This window comes from Tessaracoccus sp., assembly GCF_016714275.1.
Lineage (GTDB): Bacteria > Actinomycetota > Actinomycetes > Propionibacteriales > Propionibacteriaceae > Arachnia.
Window position 1 is genome coordinate 49,001 of record NZ_JADJNP010000007.1, and the last position, 7,671, is coordinate 56,671.

The following is a 7,671-nucleotide window of genomic DNA, read 5'->3' on the forward strand; positions in this document are numbered from 1 at the left end:
CCGGGTGACGAAACTCCACGTCATCCCTGGAACGCCGCCCCCGGACACGCCGGCCGAGCGCGTGCGCAAGCGCATTCGTGCGATGCCCAAGCCGCCGAGCATGTTGCAGTGCCATCGATGTGGTGGCCGAGAGGTCATCCAGACCAAGATCGGCGTGCTGTTCCACAACGGCAAGCTGAAGGGCGGCACGGCGCAGATCCTGTGCGCGTCCTGCTTTCTGAAGGGCGAGCGCGTCGTGCTCGTCTGACGCTCGGGCTTGCTGCGCGAGCGCGATTGTCCGCGCCGCGCGGAGCCACGAGGGCCACCATGAAACGCACCTACGGGTGGAAGCCGGACGTTCCGGACCACCGCGACCATGAGTTCGTCCTTCCCAGGGCGGTGCATCTGCCCAGCTACGTCGATCGCATCGGCCTGGGCAACCCGATCGAGGACCAGGGCGCGCTGGGCAGCTGCACCGGCAACGCCACGACCTCGGCCATGGAGATCGTGACCAGCGTATCGGCGCGCTCGCGGTTGATGGCCTACTACAACGGCCGTGCGCTCGAGGGCACGACGCGCCAGGACGCCGGCTGCATGATCCGCGACGTGGTCAAGGGCGTGCGCCGCTGGGGCGTTGGCGCCGAGGCGCTCTGGCCGTACAACATCGCCCGCTTTCGGCTCAGGCCGCCCGCGAAGGCGTACATCGACGGCGACGCGACTCGCACGCTGCTCGGGGGCTACCAGCGCGTCACCGGGCTGGACGGCCTGCGCACGGCGCTGGCTCAGGGCTTGCCGGTGATCTTCGGGTTCAGCGTGCCGGACTTCTTCGAGAGCAACGAGGTCGCGCGCACGGGCTGGGTGCGGCTGCCGAAGGATGACGACGTCATGCTGGGCGGGCACGCGGTGCTCGCCGTCGGCTACGACGAGCGCGCCGAAACGGGAGCCACCGAGCCCTTCGTGTGGGTGCGCAACTCGTGGGGCAGCGCGTGGGGCAAGGACGGCTACTTCGCGATGCCGTACGGCTGGTTCACCGATCGCCGCAGGCTCGTCGATGACCTGTGGGTTCTGGTGCCCGCTGCCTGACGTCTTGCGCAGCGAGGACAACCGGTAAGTCGCCGGGCCCATTACCCGGAGGAAGGCGGTTCGATTCCGCCCGCTGCAACCGAACACCTGCAGGCCCACCACCGCGCGGGCCTGTTGCATTTGGCGGCCCGCCAGGCGGCGCCGCGGCCAAAGGCCAGCTTCTCAACTCGATCCCAAGGGGGTCAATCCATCATGCCCATCTGGAAACAAGCGCTGCTGCGCAGGCTCCACAAACCCGAAGACGACGCAGGTGGCGGAGGCGGTGGAGGCGGGGGCGGCGGTGACGACGTCCAGGCCAAGATCGACGCCGCGGTTGCCGCTGCGGTCACCGGACTGAAGGCCAAGAACGGCGAGCTCCTCGGCAAGGTCAGGGAGCAGGCGGACAGCCTGAAGCGGTTCGATGGCATCGACCCGGACGCCGTGCGCAACATCCTCAAGCGCTTCTCGGACGACGAAGAGGCCGCGTTGATCGCCAAGGGCGAGGTCGATAAGGTCCTCGAGAAACGCACTGAGCGCATGCAGGCCGACTTCAACAAGAAGCTGGCCGAAGCGGAGTCGCGAGCCGAGGCCAACGCCAAGCGCTCGAAGACCTTTGAGGCCCGGGTTCTGGACGCAGCCATCCTGAAATCCGCCACGAAGGTAGGCATCCACGAACACGCCGTCGAAGATGCGCTGTTCCGTGGCCGCTCCATGTTCGTACTCGACGACGATGGCAACGCAGTGCAGCTCGGAGAGGACGGCAAGCCGGTGCTCGGCAAGGACGGGAAGTCGCCGTTCACGCCCGAAGAGTGGCTCGAAGGCATGAAGGAAAAGGCTCCGCACTGGTTCCCGGCTTCGGGTTCGGGCGGCGGGGCAGGGGGCTCCGGAAGCGGCGGCCACCAAAGCGCTCAGGAACTCATGAAACTCTCGCCCGTCGAACGGCTGAACGCCGCCAGGGGGGCTCAACGCAAATAGGTGATCCACCATGGCACTGACTCTCATCGAAGCCGCCAAGAAATCGACTGGCGACGTGGTTCGTTCGGCAATCATCGAGATGTACGCCGGCTCGTCCAGCGTCCTGTCCGTCCTTCCGTTCGAGGACATCGCGGGCAATGCGCTCAAGTACAACCGCGAGGCGAGCCTGCCCGGCGTCGGCTTCCGTGGCGTGAACGAGTCGTACACGCCCTCGACCGGCGTGCTCAACCCGATGACCGAAGCACTGGTCATCGCCGGCGGCGATCTCGACGTCGACAAGTTCATCGTCGATACGATGGGCGCCAACCAGCGCTCGACGCACGAGGCGATGAAGGTCAGGGCGCTCGGGCTGGCCTGGACCGCGAAGTTCATCAAGGGCGACACCGCCTCCGATCCGCGCGAGTTCGACGGCCTGCAGTCGCGTGTCATCGGTGCGCAGAAGATCGTCGCCGGGTCGACCGCGAACGGTTCGGCGCTCTCGCTCGCCAAGCTCGACGAGGCGATCGATCAGACGCTGAACCCGACGCACCTGCTCATGAACCGTGCGATGGCGCGCAGAATGTCGGCCGCTGCACGTACCACTTCGGTGGGTGGGTACATCACCTACACGACCGACTCGTTCGGGCGCCGGATCATGGCGTACAACGACCTGCCGATTCTGACGGTCGACCTGGACCACACGAACACGGCGATCCTGCCGTTCACCGAGGCGGCCTCCAGCGGCACGTCGACCGCCACGTCGATCTACGTGCTCAGCATCGGCGGCGACGGCGTGACGGGCCTGCAGAACGGCGGGATGGACGTGCGCGACCTGGGCGAGCTGCAGACGGCACCCGTCTACCGCACGCGGGTCGAGTGGTACAACGGGATCGCCGTGTTCAACGGCCGTGCCGTGACCCGCCTGTGGTCCATCGCCGACGCCGCCGTCGTCGCCTGATCGGCACCCCCACACCAATCTGAGGAGTTCACACCATGAACCCGTATGGCAATTTCACGTACGACGACGCCCTGTCGCTCAAGGACGCCGGGCTCGTCGCCACCACGACCACGGAGTCGACCATCGTCGACCTGGGCGAGGGCCTGTTCGACGGTTACCTCGTGCTCGAGGTGACCGCCGTCGAGGTCGCGACCGGCGACGAGATCTACGACGTGTGCCTGGAGGGCTCGACGGTCAGCGGCATGGCCTCGGGCTCGGTCTGCCTGTCGCGCATCAAGCTCGGCAACGCCCCGGCACCGGCGGACGCGGACACCGACGTGGGCCGCTTCGTCGTCCCGGTGCGCAACGAGCAGAACGGCACGCTGTACCGCTACGTCCGCATCTACACGGCCGTCGCGGGCACCGTGGCGACGGGGATCAACTTCTCCGCATTCCTGGCGAAGGACTGAGCCATGCAACGCCTCGTGGAAACATCCGAGGCGGTCAATGCGAACGTGCGTCGGGTCAAGCACATTGACCTCGACGCCGCTTCGCAGACTGCTGAAGTTGGGAAGGTCCCTGCGGCCGCCTCCCCCTACGTCGTTGCCACGGAGTACGGCGACAGCCTGATCCACCGTACCGTTCTCGCGTGCACCGCGCTGCCGATCTCGGTGGCCGACGACGCGGGCGTGGCGCAGTACGGCGGCGTCCAGGTCTACACGTTCCCGGAGGGGCTGATCGCCTCGCTGGGCGCCATCATCAGCGGCAACCTAACGATGGGCGTGACCGGGACGTTCATCGACGCATTCACGGGCGTCAACGCGCTCGGGTCTGCGGTCGCATCCACTGGCGCCACGCTGGTCGGCACCGAAGCCACGTGGCTTCAGTCGACGGCCAACGCGACGGCAGCTGCGAAGGTCGCGGCGATCAGCTCGGTGAGCATCGCCACCCAGCTGACCGAGTCGGGCGGGCGCGTCTATGACGGCACCGCAACGGCCGCGCCGATGTTCCTGAACTTCGCCATTGCGGACGACGCGTCGCACACGGCGGGCTCTGGGACGTTCACCGGCACGATCACGTTCGCGTGGCTCAAGGTGGGAGACAAGTGATGTTGCGAACCGTCTATGACGCCGAAGGCCGCGAGCACACCGTCGAGGCCATCGATGCGCGCGAGTATCTCGCGACGGGGCTGTACTTCGCCGAGCCTCCCGCGCCGCCGGTCGAACCGATCGGATCGAAACTCCCGGATCCCGACCCTTCGGCCGAGCCCGACAAGTCAGAAGCCAAATCGAGAAAGGGTTGACCCGAAAGGGCTGAATCACCATGGCTGACAACCTCGCCGCGGTCGCAAATGCCGGCAAGATCCTCGCTGCGGACGACATCGCTGGCGTCCTGTACCCGCGAAGCAAGCTCGTGATCGGCGCGGACGGAACGAACGACGGCGACGTGTCGGCGACGAACCCACTGCCGACCAAGACGCACGGACCGGCCTCGGGCGCGGTGAGCAGCGTCTCTGCAAGCGCGAGCGCGATCACCATCCTGGCCGCGAACTCCTCGCGCCGAGGTGCCCTCGTGTTCAACGACAGCACCGCAACGCTGTACCTGTACCTGTCCGGTACGGGGACGGTCACGCCGTCCCTGTTCAGCGTGAAGCTGGCCGCCGGTGAGGCGTTCGCGCTTGGCGAGGGCGAGTACACGGGAATCATCACCGGGATCTGGTCGAGCGCGACGGGTGCCGCGCGTGTCACGGAGATGACCTGATGCAGATCATCCGACGCTTCATTGGCCCGACGGACACCGCGTACAACAGCGACAGGCTGGGCGGCAGTGCCGCGGCTGACTACCTGCTGGGGCTGACAGCCGCGTCGCTGTTCCTGGGCGTCAGCGCGCAAGCAGCGGACAGCGCGAGCTTGGCGGGTCGAGCGCGGCAGCGTACCAGCTTGCCCTGGTTAGCGGGACCAACATCAAGACGGTCGGCGGCGCGTCCCTGCTCGGCAGTGGTGACGTCTCCGTCGGTGGGGCGACATGCTCCTCCGGCACCGCGCGGCGGCCAAGGCCGCGGGGTCTACGCTATTACTCAAAGGCTCGCCTCCGGCATCACGCTCACGCCGCGGCCGTCGCCCGGAACGACGACGCCCGCCCTGCCGGGGTCCAGCGGCACGCTCGCGCTCACGAGCGACATCCCGTCCCTCTCAGGGTACGAGACGAGCGCGCACGCCTCGTCGACGTACCAGACGCTCGCGGGGATGAGCGGGTACCTGACGACCTCTGGGACGGCGGCGGATTCGAGCAAACTCGGCGGGACGGCCGCCGCGTCCCCTCCCAGCCTCGCGGCCGCCTCCCCGTCCCGGCCAGCGCTCAGGCGGCCGACAGCGCCCTGCTCGGCGGCCACGCGGCCGCGTACTTCCAGACCGCACTGATCTCCGGCACCGACATCAAGACGATCAACTCCGCGTCGCTGCTCGGGTCTGGAAACGTGACGCTCGCCACGCTCGGCGCGAACACGTTCACGAGCACGCAGACGATTCCGGCGACAACGTACCAACGTCCATCGGACAATTCATCGTTCAGCTGGCTGTCTCTAACGCCTGCATCAGGTCGCACCTACGAGGCGCCGTTTCAACTCAATATTGGAGGAGCGACTTTTAGCAGTGAATGGGACCCGGTGATGTATTTCGGGTACAACGCCGACGGTGCTGTTTCGAGCGAGCCCGCGTTCCGCTGGGTTATCGAAGGCAACTACAACACCGGGACCGAACGAGAGTTTGTGAAGCGTGGGAATACGTCGATACCGCTGCGAATGTGTGGCGTCCGATTTTCGTGTACCGCAACAGCCACGACCACGACGGGCGGCGGAAACATTGGGGTGGCCCAACAACGAGTACCTGTATCTCCAAGGAACGCGCGCGGCTCCGCTGACGTTCACGCTCAAGCCGAAGAACTCAAACCAGCCGGCGCAGATTTGGGTCCAAGGACTAGGAACCGGAAACAACACGAACCAGTTCCTGAAGATCGCAGGCGGCAGCAGCGATTCGAACGCAGCATTCATTCGCTTGGGCGGAAACACCTGCACGACTGGCGATGGGCGGCAACTACGCCGAAGGTTCTGCAACTCGGTGCTGGCGCCCCGTCGACGCACCGCAGGAACTACCTGCTGGCACGATTGTGATGCTGGCCGGCGCGACCAACTCGAGTATTTCCGCCTGCAGTACACGGCAAGGTGGTACTGAACAACGACAGTGCGCGTCGTATCAACTTGATGTCAATGGATCACTGGCGGGGCAGATTTCCGCAGATGTCCTACGGCGGCCGGTGGATTTAGGTTCAAAAGGGCGCACGACGAAGGGGATGTATCTCCAAACGACGAACCTGCGGCAGGCAGCAATGTGCTGGTGCTTCAGTCGGCAAACGGAATTGATGTTGGGATCGGTGGCGGACAGATCAGGGTCAAGTCAAGCGTCGGGTTCGGGTTTGCGTCAGGCGGCCCGGATGACTCCGTCGGCGACACGCTGCTCTACCGTGACGCCGCCGGCACCCTCGCCCAGCGCACGGGCGAATGCGCAGACGCTGCGGGTGTACCGTGGATGGACTGACGGCTCGAACGTTCCCGAGTTGAAATCCGGATGGAACCCGACGAGGCCTGTCCAATGCGGTAGGGATAGGGACCGGAAGCAAGGGAAATGTCGCGTTCGGGACCGCATTGGCGACGAGTGCAAACCGTGGGCTACATCATGGTTCCTGGGTCGCCGGAACCGCTACTGGAGTTCCTGCCGACATCCCGACGGGGGCAAGCACCCGGTCGTGTACGACACCACAAACAAGAAGATCTGGCGTCTGGCGACGGCGGGTGGATCTGGACCGCGGCGCTTACTTGATAGGGGTACACGTCCTGCCACTCTTGATGTGCCATCGTTGGCCCGGTGACGCCGAAACGCTCGCCGATTTCTCTGCACGTCGTCGATTTGAGCATAACGCGAATCTCGCGAACGTCGGTTCGGTGAGGATTCTTGGAGGCCCATGCGCTTCATGGACATGTCCGGGGGCGTGGAACGTGGCGCCAGTGGTTGCCCTGGACGATCTCGTCGATCATTTTCGTGCTAATTCCAATTCAACGGCGATGTCGCGGCGATACTCGTGCGGCGATCTTCCGAAGAATCTCCGCAACCTGCCCTCGTTCAGCTTTGCCGCGCTCGCCACTCCGGCGTATCGGCGATGAAGACCAGTGCCGGTATGCATGCGCGATGTCACCCATTCCAGTTTTCCGCACGGTTATCGATCTTGTTTCCGTTCTTGTGTAGTTTGCCTTGGTGCAGATTCAGGTAGGAGCAGGCCGATGAACGATTCAGAACCGCTCTGTGCACACATAGCCTTCTGCGTCGTCCCCTTACGGACTGGCGCAAAGACGAAGGTAGTTGTAATTCGTCATCCTCGGAAGCGGGAGGCGGTCCGTCTTGCATCTTGGGCTACCGGCGTCGCGTTTCACGCGGCCCATGTTGCTGACAGAGTAATAGCCTTCCCATCCAAGCACCGGCTTCAAATCTCGACCATTGCCATATCCGATAAATGTCTGATGGGCCTAATTATACCGAGCGGAACGACAAAACCATCACCCTCACGCTGTCCCTGCAAGACGTGAACGTCATCCTCGCGGGCCTCTTGGGTTGCCGCGAAGGTGAAGCACCTCGAAAGTCATCGGCCGCGTGAAGCAGCAGGGCGACGAACGGAGTACAAGAGACGCA

At 65.0% G+C, this 7,671-nt stretch carries 11 protein-coding genes and 1 tRNA gene; 9 read left to right on the forward strand and 3 right to left on the reverse strand.

The window, feature by feature from the left end; translation table 11 throughout:
• Positions 1-4: 4 nt before the first annotated feature.
• From IPJ61_RS18945 to IPJ61_RS18985, 9 genes are all read left to right on the forward strand, one after another.
• The gene (locus IPJ61_RS18945; RefSeq protein WP_297111542.1) at positions 5-247 is read left to right on the forward strand and encodes a hypothetical protein; all 243 of its coding nucleotides are present in this window, start codon (positions 5-7) and stop codon (positions 245-247) included.
• A gap of 59 nt (positions 248-306) precedes the next feature.
• The gene (locus tag IPJ61_RS18950) at positions 307-1,062 is read left to right on the forward strand and encodes a C1 family peptidase (RefSeq protein WP_297111544.1); all 756 of its coding nucleotides are present in this window, start codon (positions 307-309) and stop codon (positions 1,060-1,062) included.
• Between the two features lie 7 nt (positions 1,063-1,069).
• Positions 1,070-1,141, forward strand: a tRNA-Met gene (locus IPJ61_RS18955).
• Positions 1,142-1,254: 113 nt separating this feature from the next.
• Entirely contained in the window at positions 1,255-2,016 is a 762-nt protein-coding gene (locus tag IPJ61_RS18960) for a hypothetical protein (protein ID WP_297111547.1), read from the forward strand.
• A gap of 10 nt (positions 2,017-2,026) precedes the next feature.
• Entirely contained in the window at positions 2,027-2,953 is a 927-nt protein-coding gene (locus tag IPJ61_RS18965) for a major capsid protein (protein ID WP_297111550.1), read from the forward strand.
• A gap of 35 nt (positions 2,954-2,988) precedes the next feature.
• Positions 2,989-3,402, forward strand: a complete 414-nt coding sequence (locus tag IPJ61_RS18970; RefSeq protein ID WP_297111553.1) for a hypothetical protein — start codon at positions 2,989-2,991, stop codon at positions 3,400-3,402.
• A 3-nt stretch (positions 3,403-3,405) separates the two neighbouring features.
• Positions 3,406-4,041, forward strand: a complete 636-nt coding sequence (locus IPJ61_RS18975; protein WP_297111557.1) for a hypothetical protein — start codon at positions 3,406-3,408, stop codon at positions 4,039-4,041.
• Positions 4,041-4,235 carry a hypothetical protein gene (locus IPJ61_RS18980; RefSeq protein WP_297111337.1) on the forward strand — a complete coding sequence of 65 codons (195 nt, stop codon included), beginning with the start codon at positions 4,041-4,043 and terminating at the stop codon, positions 4,233-4,235. The genes IPJ61_RS18975 and IPJ61_RS18980 overlap by 1 nt, the downstream gene beginning before the upstream one ends.
• A gap of 20 nt (positions 4,236-4,255) precedes the next feature.
• Positions 4,256-4,693 carry a hypothetical protein gene (locus IPJ61_RS18985; RefSeq protein ID WP_297111560.1) on the forward strand — a complete coding sequence of 146 codons (438 nt, stop codon included), beginning with the start codon at positions 4,256-4,258 and terminating at the stop codon, positions 4,691-4,693.
• A gap of 316 nt (positions 4,694-5,009) precedes the next feature.
• Here the strand turns inward: IPJ61_RS18985 and IPJ61_RS18990 are convergent, their stop codons facing one another.
• The 3 genes from IPJ61_RS18990 to IPJ61_RS22440 form a co-directional block, all read right to left on the reverse strand.
• Positions 5,010-5,324: a hypothetical protein gene (locus IPJ61_RS18990; RefSeq protein WP_297111563.1), complete on the reverse strand. Its 315-nt coding sequence runs from the start codon at positions 5,322-5,324 to the stop codon at positions 5,010-5,012.
• Complete coding sequence (locus IPJ61_RS18995; protein ID WP_297111565.1) at positions 5,291-5,449, reverse strand: hypothetical protein; 159 nt, start codon at positions 5,447-5,449, stop codon at positions 5,291-5,293. The genes IPJ61_RS18990 and IPJ61_RS18995 overlap by 34 nt, the downstream gene beginning before the upstream one ends.
• A 1,867-nt stretch (positions 5,450-7,316) precedes the next feature.
• The gene (locus tag IPJ61_RS22440; RefSeq protein ID WP_366505929.1) at positions 7,317-7,460 is read right to left on the reverse strand and encodes an NUMOD4 domain-containing protein; all 144 of its coding nucleotides are present in this window, start codon (positions 7,458-7,460) and stop codon (positions 7,317-7,319) included.
• Between the last annotated feature and the right edge of the window lie 211 nt (positions 7,461-7,671).